The organism is Vibrio mangrovi, from assembly GCF_024346955.1.
In the GTDB taxonomy this organism is placed as follows: Bacteria; Pseudomonadota; Gammaproteobacteria; order Enterobacterales; family Vibrionaceae; genus Vibrio; species Vibrio mangrovi.
In genome coordinates, this window is record NZ_AP024883.1 from 2,141,065 (window position 1) to 2,159,479 (window position 18,415).

Sequence of the window (18,415 nt, forward strand, 5' to 3'; positions counted from 1 at the left end):
ATTCTGGTTGATCATAATCAATAACTGGATAAATAGCCAGTATCCAGTTATAGCAAATTTTACCGATAGCGGCCTCGCCGCGCACCCTTTGCCTGTCCGGCCAGAGCAACTAACGTTTTATTGGTATTTGCATGGCAGATAGCGACACCGAGGGCGTCAGCGGCATCAGCCTGAGGCTTCGCTGGTAACTTCAACATCTGCTGGACCATATGCTGAACCTGTGTCTTATCCGCACCACCGGTCCCGACAACAGCCTGTTTAACCAGACGGGCAGCATACTCGTAAACCGGCAGTTCCGCATTCACGGCAGCAACAATGGCACATCCACGGGCCTGACCCAGTTTCAGGGCTGAATCGGCATTTTTCGCCATAAAGACCTGCTCTATCGCAAAAACGTCCGGTTGAAATTGCATAATCACTTCTGAAACACCGGCATATATCTGTTTTAAGCGTCCCGGAAGTTCTTTCTCAGTGGTTTTTATACATCCACTGCCAAGGTAAGTCAGCACTCTTCCCTGCTGACGGATAACGCCATAACCAGTCACCCGTGATCCCGGATCAATGCCTAAGATGATCGACATATTTATTGTATTGCCTTAATTCGTATAAACAAAAAGCATAGGAACAAAAAGGGCTTATCCATCCATAAGCCCTTTCAAACGATAAATTCTTCTAAACAATAAGCTCAAAACTGCCCCGGAGTTACTTACGTCGCCAGGTTGTACCGCCCGAGCCGTCTTCCAGAATGATTCCCAGTGCAGTCAGTTTATCCCGGGCTAAATCGGCATTTGCCCAATCTTTAGCCGCCCGGGCATCATTACGCATTTTTATCAGAGACTCAATCTCAGCGACCTCGTCTTCAGAGCCGCTCTCTCCTTGCAGAAAGCTCTCCGGAGTCTGGTACAGGATTCCGATAACACCAGCGAGTTCCTGCATGCGAACTGCAAGTTGACTGGCTTGCTGTAGCTGATCTTCCTGCTTCAGCCGGTTGATCTCTCTGGCCATATCAAACAGGACTGAATAGGCTTCTGGTGTATTGAAATCATCATTCATTGCAGCTTCGAAACAAGCAACAAAGTCCTCCCCACCCGAAGCTTCAACAGTTAAATCCAATCCGCGCAACGCAGTATACAAACGCTCCAGTGCCGAACGGGCCTGCTTCAGATTCTCTTCACTATAATTCAACTGGCTGCGATAATGTCCGGACATCAGGAAATAGCGGACTGTTTCCGGATCGTAGTACGCCAACACATCCCGAATCGTAAAGAAATTCCCTAATGACTTGGACATTTTCTCTTTATCAACCATCACCATGCCACTGTGCATCCATGTATTGACATAGGCAGTGTCATACGCACAGCAAGACTGGGCGATTTCATTCTCATGGTGAGGAAATTGCAGATCAGAGCCTCCGCCATGAATATCAAAATGTGTCCCGAGAATAGAAGAATTCATTGCGGAACATTCAATATGCCATCCCGGACGACCATCGCCCCATGGAGATTCCCAGGTTGGTTCTCCCGGTTTGGACATTTTCCACAAGACAAAATCAAGCGGGCTACGCTTCGCCGTTTCAATGTCGACACGGGCACCAGCCTGTAACTGTTCCAGATCCTGTCGGGAAAGCTTGCCATATTCATCAAATCGGTCGACCTCAAACATGACGTCGCCGTTTTCGGCAATATAAGCAAATCCTTTATCGATCAGACGCTGAACCAGAGCAATGATTTCCTGAATATATGCAGTCGCCCGCGGCTCGACATCAGGACGCAGTATATTTAACGCATCAAAATCAGCATACATATCCTGAATCAAACGTTCAGTGAGCGAATCACACGACTCTCCATTTTCAGCCGCCCGACGAATAATCTTGTCGTCGATATCGGTAATATTCCGCACCAGTGTCAGGTCATATCCCAGATAACGCAGATAACGGGCCACCACATCAAATGAAACAAATGTCCTTCCGTGACCGATATGGCAGAGATCATATATAGTGACGCCACAGACATACATCCCGATTTTTCCGGCAGTAATGGGCTTGAATTCCTCTTTTTGTCTGGTAAGTGTGTTATATATTTGTAACATGATCTCTATCTAAAGTTGTCGTGGTTTACAGAATGGGCCGATTATAGCAATGGTCTCGTCGTCAGGTCATCCTATTCTTTTACAGAACATTTGAATGTCGCCGAAACTACGTTAGAATCACGGTTTCTTGTACAAAAACAGAAAGGTAATCGTGATGATCACCCTGCATACAAATTTCGGCGATATCAAAATTCAGCTTCATGAGGACAAAGCTCCTGAAACCTGTGCAAACTTCCTGCAATACTGTCGTGAGAACTTCTATGACAATACCCTGTTCCACCGTGTCATTGATGGTTTTATGATTCAGGGCGGCGGAATGGCTTCCGGCATGAAAGAGAAAGCAACAAAAGCATCAATCAAAAACGAAGCGAACAACGGCCTCAGCAATAAAGTGGGAACACTGGCGATGGCCCGGACGATGGAACCTCATTCGGCCAGCTCTCAGTTTTTCATCAACGTTAATGACAATACGTTTCTGGATTTCCGTTCAGAAAGCCTTGACGGCTGGGGATACTGCGTATTTGCCGAAGTCGTTGACGGTATGGACGTAGTGAACCAGATTAAAGGCGTCAGTACCGGTTCATACGGTATGCATCAGGACGTTCCTCTCGAAGAAGTTCTGATTACCGGAACAACCATCGAAGAGTAATACTGCCGACTCATTTCCATCACTGATGCAGAATAATATTCTCTGCATCAGTGAATTATCGACAAGCGATTTTATGCATACACTTTTTATTTCCGATCTCCACCTGACTCCAACCCGCCCAGAGATAACAGCAGCATTCCAACATCTGATGCAACACAGAGCACCTCAAGCCGATGCACTTTATATTCTCGGAGATTTGTTCGATTTTTGGATCGGAGATGATGATCCGGGCAGTTTTGCACAGACGATCAAAGACGAGTTCAGGAAACTGACATCTTCGGGAACGCCTTGCTATTTTGTCCATGGCAACCGGGATTTTCTGATCGGGAAGCGTTTCTCCCGGGAAACCGGTGTTCAGTTACTCGGAGAAAAAACACTCATTGAGCTTTACGGAAAACGCCTCGTAATCATGCATGGCGACACTTTGTGTCTGGATGACGTGCGCTACCTCCAGTTCAGAAAAAAAGTCCATCAACCCTGGCTGCAATGGATCTATTACCGGCTACCTTTCACACTGAAGCAGCGGATCGTCAGCAAAGTAAAACAGGATGTCCGGATGGATAAGCAGTCCAAATCCCTTGCCATTATGGATGTCACTCAGGCAGAAGTTGAACGGGTTATGGCTGAATATCAGGTCGACATGATGATTCACGGCCATACACACCGCCCAAATATTCATCACTTTGACGTGGATGGTACAGAAAAAACCCGGATTGTTTTAGGCGATTGGGATCATGAGCTTTCTGTTCTTGAATACCATCAGGATTCCCGCTATTGTCTTCTACATCAACAAATTTAGTTATCTCATCTTCATCTGTCTGTTTCAGACAGACTGATTGATGAAACACTTTGATTTGAAATGAGGAAGTAGTTCGATTGCAATATTCATATATCGCAAGGCAGCCTATTCTTAATCAGCAAAAATCCTTAATTGGCTATGAATTACTTTTTCGGGATGGGCCAAACAATAAGTTTCCAGACATTGAGCCGAATCAGGCAACCAGTCGCCTGGTTTCAGATCATTTCTGGTCGGTCCATCAACGTATTGCCTCATCTCTGCTGAGTTTTGTCAATTTCCCATATCAAAGCCTGATCAATTTAGTCCCAACCCTTTTACCAAAAGAACGGATTGTTATTGAGATTCTTGAAGACTGTCCGCCAACGGAAGAATTACTGGCAGCAGTGAAACATCTGGTGGAACTCGGATATAAAATTGCTCTGGACGATTTTGTTCCCAACAATGCATGGAAGCCTTTTCTGCCCTTTGTCTCTTATATTAAATTTGATATTCAGATTGTGCCGATAGAAAAGGCCCGCCAGTTTATCAGCAGACTGCAAGGCAGTCCGATCCAGTTTATCGCCGAGAAAGTAGAAACTCATGCAGAGTTCGAACAGGCACTTCAGGCAAACTTTTCTTTATTTCAGGGGTATTTTTTCAGTAAACCTGAAATCGTCACACAGAAACAGCTTTGTCCGACACGCCTGACCATGCTTCAGCTGTGCGAAGAAATATCTAAAGAGCCTGTTGATTACAACGCAGTTGAAGCGTTGATCTCCAGAGACGTCAGCCTGTCTTATAAACTGTTAACTCTGGTTAATTCATCAGCCCACATCTTCGCCAGAATCCAGTCGTTTAAACAGGCAATTATCTATCTGGGAGAGCAGAAGCTCCGCAAGTTCATCTCTCTGCTGGCGATAGCATCAACGAATGAAGAGAAACCGCTCTATCTCTTTCGGCTATCACTGCAAACCGCACGTTTCTGCGAACAGATTGCCCCCAAAGCCAAACTCGATCTGGAACCGGGCAGTGCCTTTTTAACAGGGATATTCTGTTATCTGGACAGCATACTCGATCAACCGATCGACGAACTGCTAACAAGCATTCCGATTGACCAGAATGTAAAAGAGGCACTGATCTCAGGCACAGGAGAACTTGGCAGATTACTAACGCTCTCAAAAGCATATGAACGAGCCAACTGGGAACAGGTCAACCTTATTACCGCAGAATTAGAACTGCGCGGAAGTGACACTGTATTTTGTTATAATGAAGCGATTCAGTGGGCCTCAGAGCTGTTTGAAGCCTATTCGTAATTAATATAAGTTCGTAATTAATATAAGTGACATCTCACCATAGACGTCAGAACCTCTGAACTTTAAAATACTCATTTCCCCGCTTTCCGGACCAGCAATCCATGAAAAAATGTCCATGTGGCTCACAGCGCCACTATAAAAATTGTTGCCAGCCAATCCACCATGCTCCCGAAACGGCCAAACTACCGGCCCAGTTAATGCGGGCTCGCTATAGCGCATATGCACTGGGACTGGTTGATTTTATTATTGCCACATACCATCCGAGCTGTCAGGCAGAACATGACCGGCAGGAAATTGAGCATGGCATTCACAACCACTGGACCAAACTTGTCGTACTTCAGGCAGAAAATGGTAGTGACTCAGATGAGGGATTTGTTCGTTTCAAAGCCTACTTCGAACAGGATGGTGAAAGTTACTCACTCCAGGAACGCTCTCGCTTTGTCCGGGAAAACGGCAGATGGTACTACATTGATGGTGAGTTTCCTGAGAGTCAGTAATCCCCATATAAAATGTAAAAAGCCACCGGAGCAAAGTTCCGATGGCTTTCTGTATTCACTATATCAGCGGTATAAAGCTTACTGCCCGACAATCCAGGCTTTGATTTTCTGTTTCTGAGCCGGGGATGCATTGTTATAAAGCAACTGAATCGTCTGAATCAACGTATCATCATCTTTCTTCACATTGATTTTTTGTGATGCAATCTTTGGTGTTGATACATATTGCTGAACTTGAGGGGCGAATTCATTGCCCTGTTCTGCGTTGTGTATCGCAACAGCTCTCTCAATATCGTTAAATGGCATGATACCATTCCCGGTTAATGGCTCATAATCGACCGATTTTACCGTACCGTCCTGATACTGAACTTTCCACTCAGCGCCACGGCGAAAATAGGCCTGAGCCTGAGTATAGCTGGTCAGATGTGGTGCCAGTATTTTGATACTGTCATTGGGTTTGACATCGATGGTAAAGACATCAGGTGCGGTAGAATAAACCACATCACGCTGCCCTTTTCTGACATCACCATAATAACGGATAACAACCTGATGACGTCCTTCCTGTACTTTCAAAGACTTCTGGCCGTCAACATTTTCACGATTAACTTTCAGCCCATCCAGAGCAAGGATTTCTACATCACTCTGACTGGAAATCATCGCTGCATAACTATGAGTGGAAAGTCCAAATACTGAGACTCCCACTAAGGCTACAGGCCCGAGGACTTTTTTCCATAACAACATTTTTAATTATTTCCTTTTACTGAACTCTGTAAAATATATTCTAATGTATCTACTGTCAGATGGATACTGATGATAAGGATACTGATGATAAGGATAATGATGTGTATCACAGATGAAAAAACCGCCTCGATTGAGGCGGTTTCGTCTAAAAGCAATTCCAATTCACAATGATTAGAATTTAACTTCCATACCCAGAGTATAAGCTGGATCATAATCTTTGTTGCTGTCGTCGTCGTAGAAACCAACTTCAGCATAAGTGCGAACGTTAGCATTCATTTTGTAAACAACTACACCGTATAGGTTGTCACCATCGTTACTTACGCTAGTGTTGTCATCGTTATGAACATAGCCCAGAGAAAATGTGGTCTTGTCCATAGTATAAGAACCAACCAATTCGATGATGTCACGATCAGTCACTTCAACACCTGCAGTGTTGTCTTGTTCAGTCTGACCATATGATGCACCAAAGTTAAATGCATCCATTTCGTATGTAACTTCAAGGTTAAATGAGTCTTCGTCACCAGTGGCTGTGCTGCTGATATCTACGTCATCACCAGAATAGATATACAAACGAGCATCTAAACCTTCATAACGGAAACCGATACGACCATCAGTAGAAGTTGCATCAATTGTTGTGCCTTCACTTTCGTCTAAATCATGTGACAAACCAAAGTAGAAAGTACCGTTGTCGTAGACATATTTGATAACGTCTTTTCCAACTGTAGTTTCTTGACCGTACTGATTTTTACCAGTTTCAAAATCAGCACCGATACCAGAATCATCAGTAATCAGATATTGACGACCGTAGGTAATTGTACCGTAATCAGTATATGCAAAACCGACATAAGAACCGTCAGTCTGAACGTTACCTTTAGAAGCTGAACTGTCGTCTTCGAAAGTGAAGTCCAGACCAACAACTGCAGACAGACCTTCAGCAACTTCGATAGTACCATGAGTATTCAACTGCATATCATCGATGCGAAGCTTAGTTGATACATCAGTACCATCTTGTTCGTAAGCTTGCATCAGTTGAACTTCACCAGCACCAGCAACAGTAACTGCAACACCGTCTTGGTTGTATATTTCAGCCGCGCTAGCAGAACCAGCTGCCAGAACAGCAAGAGCTATTAGAGTCTTTTTCATAATTAATCCACTGCCTTTTCTTAGATTAGGAATTCCTTATCCGGATTCCTTTTGTTTTTTGATGATGACGCAGGCATAAAGCCCTTGCCACCGCCATTTCAATTACGAAGATTAGATTGCAAAAGAATAGCTTATGTGTCAAATATTCTAAAGTCATAAAATAAAATTAGATAAATCATTATAAAACAATAAGTTAAATGACATTATTCTCAACGATGCATACTTTATAGCCATTTTTATAAATCAACGTAGATTCTGTTTTTTGCATAAAACTCAGAATAATAATCTACAAATAATCTAAAAAAACATTAATTTTGGTTGTTTATAAAAATTTTACACCCTCTTGAGAGCTATATATTTTTCATGTCATGAATTTATTTTAAGTTGCTGACGATTCGATTTTTTTTGTGAAGAAGATCCCCATTTAGAACAAAAAAATCATATTAAAAGGAACTTCTCCTCATTTCTGTATGTGTTAGTATGTGCGCCCCATGCCATCAGGTTGCATTATGATTACTGCCAGAATTCAAAAATCTATCCGTCAGAGTTATCAAAACTTGCAGGCTCAGATGGAAAATTTTACTCCCCGGCGCGGACAAAATTATCTGGTTGCAGAGATCGCCAAAACATTATGCGGTACTTATCACCCGAAAAATCGTCTGCTGGTTGCTGAAGCCGGGACAGGGATCGGTAAATCACTTTCTTACCTGATGGGCGCCGTTCCGGTGGCTGTGTTAAACAATAAAAAGCTGATTATTGCTACGGCCACGGTTGCATTGCAGGAGCAGCTTCTCCATAAAGATTTGCCTCTTTACCGCAGACTAACCGATTTAGATTTCCAGTTTCGGATCGCAAAAGGAAGACAACGCTACTGTTGTGCCGAAAAACTTGCGGCGATTTGTGAACCGGAAACATCGTCAGGGCAAGTCGCTCTGTTTGAAAGCCCACCGACACCACAGGATATTTCTCTATATAAGGAGATGTACTCTCAGTGGGTAACCGGCAAGTGGGATGGAGACCGGGATAGTTGGCCGAATCCCGTAGAAGAACAGCAATGGCGGCAGATCGTCAGTGACAAGCATAGTTGTAATCCGTCTTTTGCCATGCATCATCACTGTCCTTTTCAGAAAGCCCGCTCAACATTAGAGCAAGCAGATGTCATTATCGCGAATCATAGTCTGGTGATGGCTGATGCTGACCTGGGTGGCGGTATCATTCTTCCGGAACCGGAAAACACAATTTACATTTTTGACGAAGCCCATCACCTGCCTCAGGTCGCACGGGATTATGCTGCCGCTTCATCAACACTAAAAAATACCGCAATCTGGCTGGAAAAATTTCATCAGTCAATGACCAAATGGGCACAGCTGACCGATGAAAGCAGGATATCCCGTTTCAGAGATGAAATTGCCAGTGCAATTCAGGTTCTGATTCCCACATTAACTCAGCTATCCCAGCAGTTCACTCCGGAACAATGTCAGGATGGCGTTCTTCGTTTTGAACATGGTGAACTACCCGAGTGGTTATTCGAAGAATCCAAGTCATTAAAACGGGCAGCAACTAAAATAAATCAGGCAACCGCTAAAGTTGCCGATTTAATTAGCGAACGACTTCAGGAAGGCCAGATCAGCCACCGGATAGCCAGCCCGGTGTTAGCAGAGTTAGGCGTCAGTCTGCAACGTCTGGAAAATATGGTTCAGGTGTGGACACTCATGGCAGAGCCACCCAGAACTTCCGGTGCGCCAATGGCTCGCTGGGTCACTCAGACCGAAGGCTCACCCGGAGACTACACTGTCCACGTCTCGCCGATAGAAATTGGCTGGAAACTGGATCAGCAACTCTGGAGCCGTTGCTATGGTACTATCGCTGTCTCTGCGACACTCCGGGCATTAAATTCATTTACTTTCTTTTGCCATCAGAGCGGAATCAGTTCACAGCCTGATGAAGGAACACAGTTTATCGCTCTGGCTTCTCCCTTCGATTATAACCGTCAGGGCGAACTGTATATTCCCCGGGTTCGTCAGGAACCACAATCACCCCACTATACCCGGGAACTCATCGAACAACTACCACAGCTGATCCCGGAGAAAAAAGCGACACTGGTGCTATTTTCTTCTTACTGGCAGATGAATCAGGTCGCGGAACAATTGCAGCCTGATTTCAAAAAGCGGGGCTGGTTATTGCAGGTTCAAGGGAAAAAATCCCGCACAGAAATCCTGAACGTTCACCGCTTTACGGTAGAGCTTCAGGGAACGTCCGTCATCTTCGGCACCGGTAGTTTTTCGGAAGGACTGGACTTACCCGGTCAACTGCTCGAAAACGTCATTATTACCAAAATTCCCTTCTCGGTGCCGACATCTCCGATTGAACAGGCGCATGCGGAGTATATCCTTTCTAAAGGAGGGAACCCGTTCATGCAAATTACCGTTCCGGAAGCCAGCAGAAAATTAATCCAATGTGTCGGAAGACTACTGCGTAACGAAAAAGATTCTGGTAGAGTTGTCATCCTTGATCGCCGTGTTGTCACGAAACAGTATGGCAAAGCATTACTTGATGCTCTCCCTCCATTTAAACGCATCATTGACCAGTAACTTTGATGAAAAAATAAGAAGGCCAATAAGATTGATGGATTTTCTGGAGCCGACGATTCTGATTGTATTGGCGCTTGTTGCTTTTGTTGCCGGATTTATTGATGGTATCGCCGGCGGTGGCGGTATGCTGACGGTTCCGGCATTACTATCTTTAGGACTCCCGCCCCATATCGCTTTGGGAACCAATAAGGTTGCAGCAACCTTTGCAACATCAACGGCTGCTTTTACCTATTACCGGAAAAAAATGTTCCGTCCTGAAGTCTGGAAGCACGTCTTTGTTTCAACCTTTATTGGTGCCATTATCGGCACTCTGGTCGTTGATTTCATCAGTACTGAACTATTGGATAAGGTGCTTCCTCTCATTATTCTGTCGACAGCGCTGTATACGATTTTCTACCATCCTCAGCATGGAAAACTGCATTCCAACCCGAACATCCCGCGTCAGAGTAAAATCAAACAAATTCCTCAGGGATTGAGCCTTGGCTTTTATGATGGTATTGCCGGCCCTGGTGTCGGTGCTTTCTGGGTAGTTTCTTCAATGGCACTTTACCGGCTCAATATTCTATTTGCCTCCGGTCTTGCCAAAGCAATGAACTTCACCAGCAATGTTACCTCACTGGTGACTTTTGCGATTTTAGGCCATATTAACTGGGTACTTGGACTGACAATGGGAGTCTGTCTGATGGTCGGTGCTTATGTCGGCGCTCACTCAGCGATTCGTTTTGGGACATCTTTTATCCGCCCAGTTTTTATTCTGGTTGTCAGTATCCTCGCTATCCGGCTGGGATATCATGCATGGTTTGATACATTATGATTGATTTATCCCGTTTGCATGAGGTAATTCACTCGCTGGAGCAACAGGCAGTCAGGCTTGATGAGCAGCGTGGAGAACAACGTTATCCGCTGTTTGATCCACTATTATTCCGTTGCAAATCCCACCTGCTGGAACCCTGTGTTGCCGAACTAAAAAACACATATCATGAGATTGTTCAGACTCAGGAACATCAGCGTCTGACGGCAACTCAGGCGACATACCTGACCGAACGGCTTCTGAACCAGTTGAATGCTATTCAGAGAGAGCTTGCTACCGCCGAACTCAGGAAGAAAGAAAGTCATGGTTTGCCTCATGAAACATCAATCAGCTCGCTTTATCAGGAACTGGCACAACATCAGGACTGGGAAAGGCGCTTGCAGGGAATGATTTTTGAGAAAGAGCAGCAGCTTGAAACACAGCCAATGACTCATGGAGAAAGGCAGTCCTGTCAGCAGACAATTCTGACACTGGAACAACGTTTAATCCGCTGCCAGCAATCCAGACAACGTATTGAGAACAAAATCACAGCAAAAGAGAGGAAAGGCTCCAGATGAATCATCAGGTTCCCCCTTTAGAACAGGCTCCTGAGCCGGTAAAACTTGCAGTGGACTTAATTTATCTGCTTGAATCTAACGAAATCGATCCGGCTGTCGCTCTGGAAGCGCTTCAGATTGTGGAAACAGATCTCAGAAACAAATTAAGTGCTTCAACCGAATCATGACATTACTGGATAACCGGTAATTCCGTTCAGATTCTCCACTCTCAGCTTGCAGATAACCAACATGCTGTTAACATCGGTTATTCAATAGAATTCAAGGGTATTTATCATGAAATTGGTTAGTTTCAATATCAATGGACTCAGGGCTCGTCTTCATCAGTTACAGGCACTCATCGACAAGCACCAGCCTGATATCATCGGCCTTCAGGAGACTAAAGTTCACGACGAAGCGTTTCCGCTCACTGATCTGGAAAGCATGGGATATCAGGTTTTCTATTATGGTCAAAAAGCACACTATGGTGTTGCTTTACTCTGTAAACAAACACCACTCTCGGTACAATATGGATTCCCAGGTGATACGCCTGAGCACCAGAAACGGATGATCATGGCAACATTTCAGACTCAGGATGGAAAACTTATTAGGGTCTTCAACGGCTATTTCCCTCAGGGCGATAATATTGCTCATGAGACAAAATTCCCCTATAAACGCCAGTTTTATCGGGATCTGATGGGTTACCTGTCTGATAATCACCAGCCAGATGAAAATCTTGTTGTCATGGGAGATGTCAACATCAGTCCGGTCGATCTGGACATCGGTATCGGAGAGGTGAACCGGAAACGCTGGCTGAAAACCGGCAAGTGTTCTTTCCAGCCGGAAGAGCGAGAGTGGTTTTCTGCCCTGCTAAACTGGGGATTTGTGGATACTTTCCGTCATCTTTACCCTGATGCCACAGAACAATATTCGTGGTTTGACTATCGTTCTCGTGGTTTTGATGATAATCGTGGACTCAGAATCGATGTTATCCTCGCAACGGCAGCACTTGCGCAGCAATGCCAGGAAGCAGGGATAGATTATGAATTGAGAGGGATAGAGAAATCGTCCGATCATGCACCGATCTGGAGCACTTTTGATCTTTGATAAGAGCTCATCCTCAGTGATCTCAGCACTATAACCAAAGTCATAAGGCCTCTTTTCCCGAGGCCTTTTCTATAAATTGCCGCCAGACAACATTCCAGGGTATTCATTGAAGATCACATTATGATCGTGGCCTCAGATGAGCCAGAAAACGTTTTTCTGCCCAACGGAATCCCCATAGAATCATAAAGCTCAGACACATATAGAAAACCCCGGCCGTCAGAAAAGCTTCAAATGGTGCGTAGTATCTGGCATTGACCAGCCTTGCCGCTCCGGTCAGATCGATAATCGTGATAATACCGGCAACCGCACTGCCATGAAGCATGAATATCGCTTCATTGCTGTAAGCCGGTAATACCCGCCGGAATGCACTGGGTAAAATGATCCGGTGGTATATTTTCCAGACACCCATTCCATAGGCTTTTCCCGCTTCAATTTCGCCTTTAGGAAGTCCGTTTATTGCACCGCGGATAATTTCAGCTGTATATGCAGATGTGTTCATCACAAATGAGACCAAAGCACAAAACCATGCATGTTCCCACAATGTTCCTTTAACCGGAAAAAACTGATCCATACCGTAGTAAATCAGATATAGCTGAACCAATAATGGTGTTCCCCGGAAAAAATAAATATATGCCCATGCCGGCCACACCAGAATTGGATTGGCACTATTACGGATGATTGCCAGAGGAAGTGCAATACAAAAGCCGATCACTAAAGATGCAGCCACTAGCCAGACCGTTGTCCACAACCCACTGAGGTAAGTCGGCATGCTTTCCGCAACCAATGAAAAGTCCATATTCACCTCGTATGAAAGCTGTATTTCCGTTCAACATATTTCAGAATGCCGGTGGAAACACTGGTAAAAAAGAGAAAAATCACCGCAATCGTCATATAGAATGTAAATGGCATTTTCGTCGAACCGGCAGCCAGAGAACCTACTCGTACCATATCTTCCAGACCGATAATTGAAACCAGTGCCGTCGTTTTCAGTAAAACCAGCCAGTTATTGCCAAATCCCGGTAAAGCATGCCGTAGCATCTGGGGCAGAAGAATGCGCCGGAATGAAAGAAATGGTGTCATTCCATAAGCTTTTGCAGCTTCAAGCTCTCCCCGGTCTACGGCCAGAATCGCTCCCCGGAATGTCTCTGCCATATAGGCTCCGAAAATAAAGCCGATGGTCAATACTCCGGCAATAAAAGGGCTGACATCAATATAATCCGGCAGATAAGCAGTCCATTCATGCGAAGAATCAATATAAGAGAACCATTGATTCAACCACTCATTCACATTATACAGACTGTTATTCAGGAAAATCTGACCACCGAAAAAAATCAGCATCATCAGAACCAGATCCGGAATTCCCCGAATAATAGTGGTGTAAAGTGTGGCAAGATAACGCGCCCAACGATGTGCAGAAAGCTTCGCCACTGCCCCCAGCAGTCCCAGTAATACTGCCAGTAGAAGTGACAGTAATGCGACTTCGATGGTCAGCATCGCACCATGAATGATAGAACCTTCATATCCCTTTAAATCCAGCATTATGTTGACCCGTACATTGCTGCTGTATCCGGCAAGAAACCGACTCCATTCCTGCCGCTACTTTATATCGTGTATAGACAAACGTTACTTTCCTACTCACCATAAACGTCATAATTGAAGTATTTGTCCTGAATTTTCTGATATACCCCATTATGGCGCAGTGCCTGAATTGCCTGATTCAGCTTTTGGTTCAGGTCTTTATCCTGTTTGCGGGTTGCTATTCCGAATCCTTCACCAAACCATTTGGGGTCGGTCAGGGAAGGACCGACAAACTGATACTGTTCTCCCCCTTCTTTTTTCAGAACACCTTCTTCCAGTGCTGAAGCATCTCCCAATACCGCGTCAATTCGCCCGTTGGCTAAATCCAGATATGCTTCATCGAAAGATCCATACCGGACAATATCAACAGCATCCCCATAGTTATCCGTCAAATACCGATCATGCGTGGTTGCCCGCTGAACACCAATTTTCACTCCTTTCAAACCGGCTTGGGTAAATTCGATTTGTTTCCCTTTACGGGCAATAAATTTATTCGGAATCAGCGCATACTTCTGGGTAAAATCGACTTTTCTTTTTCGCTCTTCCGTAATCGACATGGCTGCAATAATCGCATCGTATTTACGTGCCAGCAGAGATGGAATAATGCCATCCCAGTCTTGTGGCACAATTTTACATTTCACGTCCATTTCCCGGCACAATGCATTTGCCATATCAACATCAAACCCTTGCAGAGAACCGTCAGCTTCAGTCCAGCTAAACGGCGGATAAGCCCCTTCGATACCAAAACGAACCGTATGCCACTCTTTTGCCTGAACATAGCCTGCAGATATAACAAGCCCTGCCGCGATCACCAACCATGTTTTCATATCATGCTCCTTTGACGTCGATACCAGTGATTGTATTTATTTTCTCCGGAATGGATTTCTCCGTTATCCGTTGATGATTCAACTAATAGACCGAAGAGATAAACTGCCGGAGTCTTTCCGATTCCGGTTGAGTAAAAAGTTTTGCCGGACTTCCCTGCTCTTCCACAAGTCCCTGATGCAGAAACATGACATGGCTGGAAATATCGCGGGCGAAAGTCATTTCATGTGTCACCAGCAACATTGTCCGGCCTTCCCCGGCCAGATCACGCATTACACCAAGAACTTCACCAACCAGTTCAGGATCGAGTGCTGATGTCGGCTCATCAAACAACATTACTTCAGGTTCAACAGCCAAAGCCCTGGCGATTGCAGCCCGTTGCTGCTGACCGCCGGAAAGATGGTGGGGATAGTAATCTTTCCGGTCATAAACCCCCACTTTTTGTAGTAAACGCTCTGCTTTCTCAATCGCTTCTTTTTTTGCGACACCCAGAACATGAACAGGCGCTTCAATCACATTCTCCAGTACCGTCATATGTGACCATAAGTTGAATCCCTGAAAGACCATCGCCAAGCGTGAGCGAATACGCTGAACCTGCCTCCCGTTTGCCGGGAATAAATGACCGAGCCGATCTGCTTTCATGTCGATCATTTCACCATTCACCCAGATTTCTCCGGCAGTTGGCACTTCCAGCAAATTGATACATCTCAGAAAGGTACTTTTTCCCGAACCGGAAGAACCGATAATTGAAATCACATCCCCTTTGAAAGCCTGTAAAGAGATCCCTTTCAGCACTTCATTCTGACCAAACGTTTTATGCAAATTTTTTATATGTAACGCAGGTATGTCATCCATGTGCCATCGCTCCTTTGACTAGAACTTACTCACATTAGTCGTTACTGATATAAAACCTAGCACCCGATATCACAACACGCAATAAACAGCGCTCCAGATTTACTGGTTATAAATATTACAAGTCCCGACAGTCATCATTCGGTAAACAGCACCATTCATCATATATCAACCGGATAAACTGGCAGGGATGGGATAAATTTCATATTAGTGAGGTTTTATTTCTATCGATATCACAGACATAGGTTCATATAACCGTGTATAACAGACCATCAGAGTTAATCCATCCTTTCCATCAGAGATCGTCTATGCTTAGGGGATAAATTCAGAGGCGATATCTCAACGTTTAACCGACTGTTCTGGTCAATATGACATCAAAGTTTATTCCTTTTTTTTAAGTTTTATTGATTTAGTTTAAGGTTTATGTGTTTTTTTTATCCTAAGCTACAGTCAATACGATGAGGTTCGTGGTAAGAGTCGCAATATCATTAGTCAAGCTGACGAATATTGTCAGGTGGTCAATCATATTGTTATTCGAAGAGTGTGCTGATTTCTTCCTCAACAGGAAGGCAAGTTAGCTCAACAGCTAGATCAGTACGTGTTTTTCTCTACTATATAAAGGTAGGTATATCATGGCAGAGCAATTTGCTAAAGCTTGGGAAGGTTTTGTCGCAGGAGACTGGCAAAACGAAGTTAACGTTCGTGATTTTATTCAAAAGAACTACACGCCTTATGAAGGTGACGAGTCTTTCCTGGTTTCTGAAGGTACCGAAGCAACCAAATCTCTTTGGTCAGCCGTCATGGAAGGTATCAAGAAAGAGAACTCAACTCACGCTCCTGTTGATTTTGACACTTCCGTTATTTCTACCATCACTGCACACGATGCGGGTTACATCAATAAAGATCTTGAAACAATCGTTGGTCTCCAGACTGAAGCGCCTTTAAAACGCGCCATCATTCCAAACGGTGGTATCCGTATGGTCGAAGGCTCATGTCAGGCTTATGGACGTGAACTGGATCCTCAAGTTAAGAAAATCTTTACTGAATACCGTAAAACACACAATCAGGGTGTATTCGATATCTATACTCCTGAAATCATGAAATGTCGTAAGTCTGGTGTATTGACTGGTCTTCCTGATGCTTATGGCCGTGGCCGTATCATTGGTGACTACCGTCGTATCGCTCTGTACGGTATCGACTTCCTGATGAAAGATAAATTTGCTCAGTTCACTTCACTGCAAGAAAAATTTGAAGCCGGTGAAGATCTGCATATGACTATGCAGCTACGTGAAGAAATCGCAGAACAACACCGTGCACTAGCTCAAATCAAAGAAATGGCAGCTAAATATGGCTGTGACATTTCCCGTCCGGCTGAAACAGCTCAGGAAGCAATTCAGTGGACTTACTTCGGTTATCTGGCTGCTGTGAAATCTCAAAACGGTGCAGCAATGTCTCTGGGCCGGACTTCTACATTCCTGGATATCTTCCTGGAACGTGATATTGCAGCAGGCAAACTGACTGAAGAAGGCGCTCAGGAAATGATCGACCACTTCGTCATGAAACTGCGTATGGTCCGTTTCCTACGTACACCTGAATATGATGAGCTATTCTCAGGCGACCCAATCTGGGCAACAGAATCTCTGGGTGGTATGGGCATTGACGGACGGACACTGGTTACTCGTACCAACTTCCGTTTCCTGAACAGCCTGTACACAATGGGTCCATCACCAGAGCCAAACATTACTGTTCTTTGGTCAGAGCAACTGCCTGAAGGCTTTAAACGTTTCTGTGCAAAAGTATCTATCGATACATCATCAATTCAGTATGAAAATGATGATTTGATGCGTCCTGACTTCGAGTCTGATGATTATGCGATTGCATGTTGCGTATCTCCAATGGTTGTTGGTAAGCAAATGCAGTTCTTCGGTGCTCGTGCTAACCTGGCAAAAACCATGCTGTACACCATTAACGGTGGTGTCGATGAGAAACTGAAAATTCAGGTTGGTCCGAAACTAGGAAAAATCACTTCTGAAGTTCTGGACTACGATGAACTATGGGAAAAAATGGATCACTTCATGGACTGGCTGGCAAAACAGTATGTCACTGCTCTGAATGCGATTCACTTTATGCATGACAAGTACAGCTACGAAGCATCACTGATGGCATTACATGACCTTAATGTGACGCGGACAATGGCTTGTGGTATTGCTGGTCTTTCTGTTGCAGCTGACTCCCTGTCTGCAATCAAATATGCGAAAGTAACTCCAATTCGTGATGAAGATGGCATCGCTGTCGACTTCAAAATTGAAGGTGACTATCCTAAATTTGGTAACAATGATCCACGTGTTGATGACATCGCATGTCAACTTGTTGAAGTATTCATGAACAAAATCCGTTCACTGAAAACTTACCGCAACGCGATTCCTACACAGTCAATCCTGACAATTACCTCTAACGTTGTTTACGGTAAGAAAACAGGGAATACACCTGACGGACGTCGTGCCGGTGCACCATTTGCACCTGGTGCAAACCCAATGCATGGCCGTGATGAAAAAGGCGCTGTGGCATCACTGACCTCTGTTGGTAAACTGCCATTTGCTCACGCCAAAGATGGTATCTCTTATACCTTCTCAATCGTGCCGAATGCTCTGGGTAAAGATAACGATGCACAACGTTCTAATCTTGCTGGTCTGATGGATGGTTATTTCCACCATGAAACTGGTATTGAAGGTGGTCAACACCTGAACGTGAACGTTCTGAACCGTGAAACACTGGAAGATGCTGTGAAACACCCAGAGAAGTATCCACAGCTGACTATTCGTGTATCAGGTTACGCTGTTCGCTTCAATTCACTGACAGCAGAACAACAAGCTGACGTTATTGCACGTACATTTACTGAATCACTTTAATGA

General features: G+C 44.6%; 18 protein-coding genes. 10 read left to right on the forward strand and 8 right to left on the reverse strand.

Annotated features, from left to right (window positions below):
- Nucleotides 1-59 precede the first annotated feature (59 nt).
- Nucleotides 60-581, reverse strand: coding sequence for a crossover junction endodeoxyribonuclease RuvC (gene ruvC, locus OCU74_RS09610; RefSeq protein ID WP_087479517.1), 522 nt, complete (start codon nucleotides 579-581; stop codon nucleotides 60-62).
- Nucleotides 582-702: 121 nt separating this feature from the next.
- A complete protein-coding gene (cysS, locus tag OCU74_RS09615; RefSeq protein ID WP_087479518.1) occupies nucleotides 703-2,088 on the reverse strand; it encodes a cysteine--tRNA ligase in 1,386 nt (461 codons plus the stop codon).
- Between the two features lie 154 nt (nucleotides 2,089-2,242).
- On the opposite strand from cysS, the gene OCU74_RS09620 reads away from it, so the two are divergent.
- The 4 genes from OCU74_RS09620 to OCU74_RS09635 all read left to right on the forward strand — a co-directional run bounded on the left by OCU74_RS09620 (nucleotide 2,243) and on the right by OCU74_RS09635 (nucleotide 5,325).
- Nucleotides 2,243-2,737, forward strand: a complete 495-nt coding sequence (locus tag OCU74_RS09620) for a peptidylprolyl isomerase (RefSeq protein WP_087479519.1) — start codon at nucleotides 2,243-2,245, stop codon at nucleotides 2,735-2,737.
- Between the two features lie 73 nt (nucleotides 2,738-2,810).
- Entirely contained in the window at nucleotides 2,811-3,536 is a 726-nt protein-coding gene (gene lpxH, locus OCU74_RS09625; RefSeq protein ID WP_087480099.1) for a UDP-2,3-diacylglucosamine diphosphatase, read from the forward strand.
- 77 nt (nucleotides 3,537-3,613) lie between these two features.
- Nucleotides 3,614-4,828 carry an EAL and HDOD domain-containing protein gene (locus OCU74_RS09630; RefSeq protein ID WP_087479520.1) on the forward strand — a complete coding sequence of 405 codons (1,215 nt, stop codon included), beginning with the start codon at nucleotides 3,614-3,616 and terminating at the stop codon, nucleotides 4,826-4,828.
- Between the two features lie 101 nt (nucleotides 4,829-4,929).
- Complete coding sequence (locus tag OCU74_RS09635; RefSeq protein WP_087479521.1) at nucleotides 4,930-5,325, forward strand: YchJ family metal-binding protein; 396 nt, start codon at nucleotides 4,930-4,932, stop codon at nucleotides 5,323-5,325.
- A gap of 78 nt (nucleotides 5,326-5,403) precedes the next feature.
- Here the strand turns inward: OCU74_RS09635 and OCU74_RS09640 are convergent, their stop codons facing one another.
- The gene (locus tag OCU74_RS09640) at nucleotides 5,404-6,063 is read right to left on the reverse strand and encodes a DUF2057 family protein (RefSeq protein WP_087479522.1); all 660 of its coding nucleotides are present in this window, start codon (nucleotides 6,061-6,063) and stop codon (nucleotides 5,404-5,406) included.
- Between the two features lie 171 nt (nucleotides 6,064-6,234).
- Entirely contained in the window at nucleotides 6,235-7,206 is a 972-nt protein-coding gene (locus tag OCU74_RS09645; RefSeq protein WP_087479523.1) for a porin, read from the reverse strand.
- Between the two features lie 509 nt (nucleotides 7,207-7,715).
- Between OCU74_RS09645 and dinG the strand changes: the two genes are divergently transcribed.
- The 5 genes from dinG to xthA all read left to right on the forward strand — a co-directional run bounded on the left by dinG (nucleotide 7,716) and on the right by xthA (nucleotide 12,248).
- Entirely contained in the window at nucleotides 7,716-9,797 is a 2,082-nt protein-coding gene (dinG, locus tag OCU74_RS09650; protein WP_087479524.1) for an ATP-dependent DNA helicase DinG, read from the forward strand.
- Between the two features lie 34 nt (nucleotides 9,798-9,831).
- A complete protein-coding gene (locus OCU74_RS09655) occupies nucleotides 9,832-10,611 on the forward strand; it encodes a sulfite exporter TauE/SafE family protein (RefSeq protein ID WP_087479525.1) in 780 nt (259 codons plus the stop codon).
- A complete protein-coding gene (priC, locus tag OCU74_RS09660) occupies nucleotides 10,608-11,165 on the forward strand; it encodes a primosomal replication protein PriC (protein ID WP_087479526.1) in 558 nt (185 codons plus the stop codon). The genes OCU74_RS09655 and priC overlap by 4 nt, the downstream gene beginning before the upstream one ends.
- On the forward strand, nucleotides 11,162-11,332 hold the full coding sequence (gene rsmS / locus OCU74_RS09665) for a pleiotropic regulatory protein RsmS (protein WP_087479527.1): 171 nt from the start codon (nucleotides 11,162-11,164) through the stop codon (nucleotides 11,330-11,332). Before priC ends, rsmS begins: the two co-directional genes overlap by 4 nt.
- Before the next feature lie 106 nt (nucleotides 11,333-11,438).
- Nucleotides 11,439-12,248 carry an exodeoxyribonuclease III gene (gene xthA, locus OCU74_RS09670; protein WP_087479528.1) on the forward strand — a complete coding sequence of 270 codons (810 nt, stop codon included), beginning with the start codon at nucleotides 11,439-11,441 and terminating at the stop codon, nucleotides 12,246-12,248.
- 118 nt (nucleotides 12,249-12,366) lie between these two features.
- Here the strand turns inward: xthA and OCU74_RS09675 are convergent, their stop codons facing one another.
- The 4 genes from OCU74_RS09675 to OCU74_RS09690 form a co-directional block, all read right to left on the reverse strand.
- Nucleotides 12,367-13,044 (reverse strand): ABC transporter permease, encoded by a 678-nt coding sequence (locus tag OCU74_RS09675; RefSeq protein WP_087479529.1) that lies wholly within the window; start codon nucleotides 13,042-13,044, stop codon nucleotides 12,367-12,369.
- Between the two features lie 2 nt (nucleotides 13,045-13,046).
- On the reverse strand, nucleotides 13,047-13,787 hold the full coding sequence (locus OCU74_RS09680) for an ABC transporter permease (protein WP_087479530.1): 741 nt from the start codon (nucleotides 13,785-13,787) through the stop codon (nucleotides 13,047-13,049).
- Nucleotides 13,788-13,879: 92 nt separating this feature from the next.
- Nucleotides 13,880-14,653, reverse strand: a complete 774-nt coding sequence (locus tag OCU74_RS09685) for an ABC transporter substrate-binding protein (protein WP_087479531.1) — start codon at nucleotides 14,651-14,653, stop codon at nucleotides 13,880-13,882.
- 82 nt (nucleotides 14,654-14,735) lie between these two features.
- Nucleotides 14,736-15,506: an ABC transporter ATP-binding protein gene (locus OCU74_RS09690; RefSeq protein ID WP_087479532.1), complete on the reverse strand. Its 771-nt coding sequence runs from the start codon at nucleotides 15,504-15,506 to the stop codon at nucleotides 14,736-14,738.
- A gap of 629 nt (nucleotides 15,507-16,135) precedes the next feature.
- Here OCU74_RS09690 and pflB point away from each other — a divergent pair.
- A complete protein-coding gene (gene pflB / locus OCU74_RS09695) occupies nucleotides 16,136-18,412 on the forward strand; it encodes a formate C-acetyltransferase (protein WP_087479533.1) in 2,277 nt (758 codons plus the stop codon).
- Nucleotides 18,413-18,415: the final 3 nt, after the last annotated feature.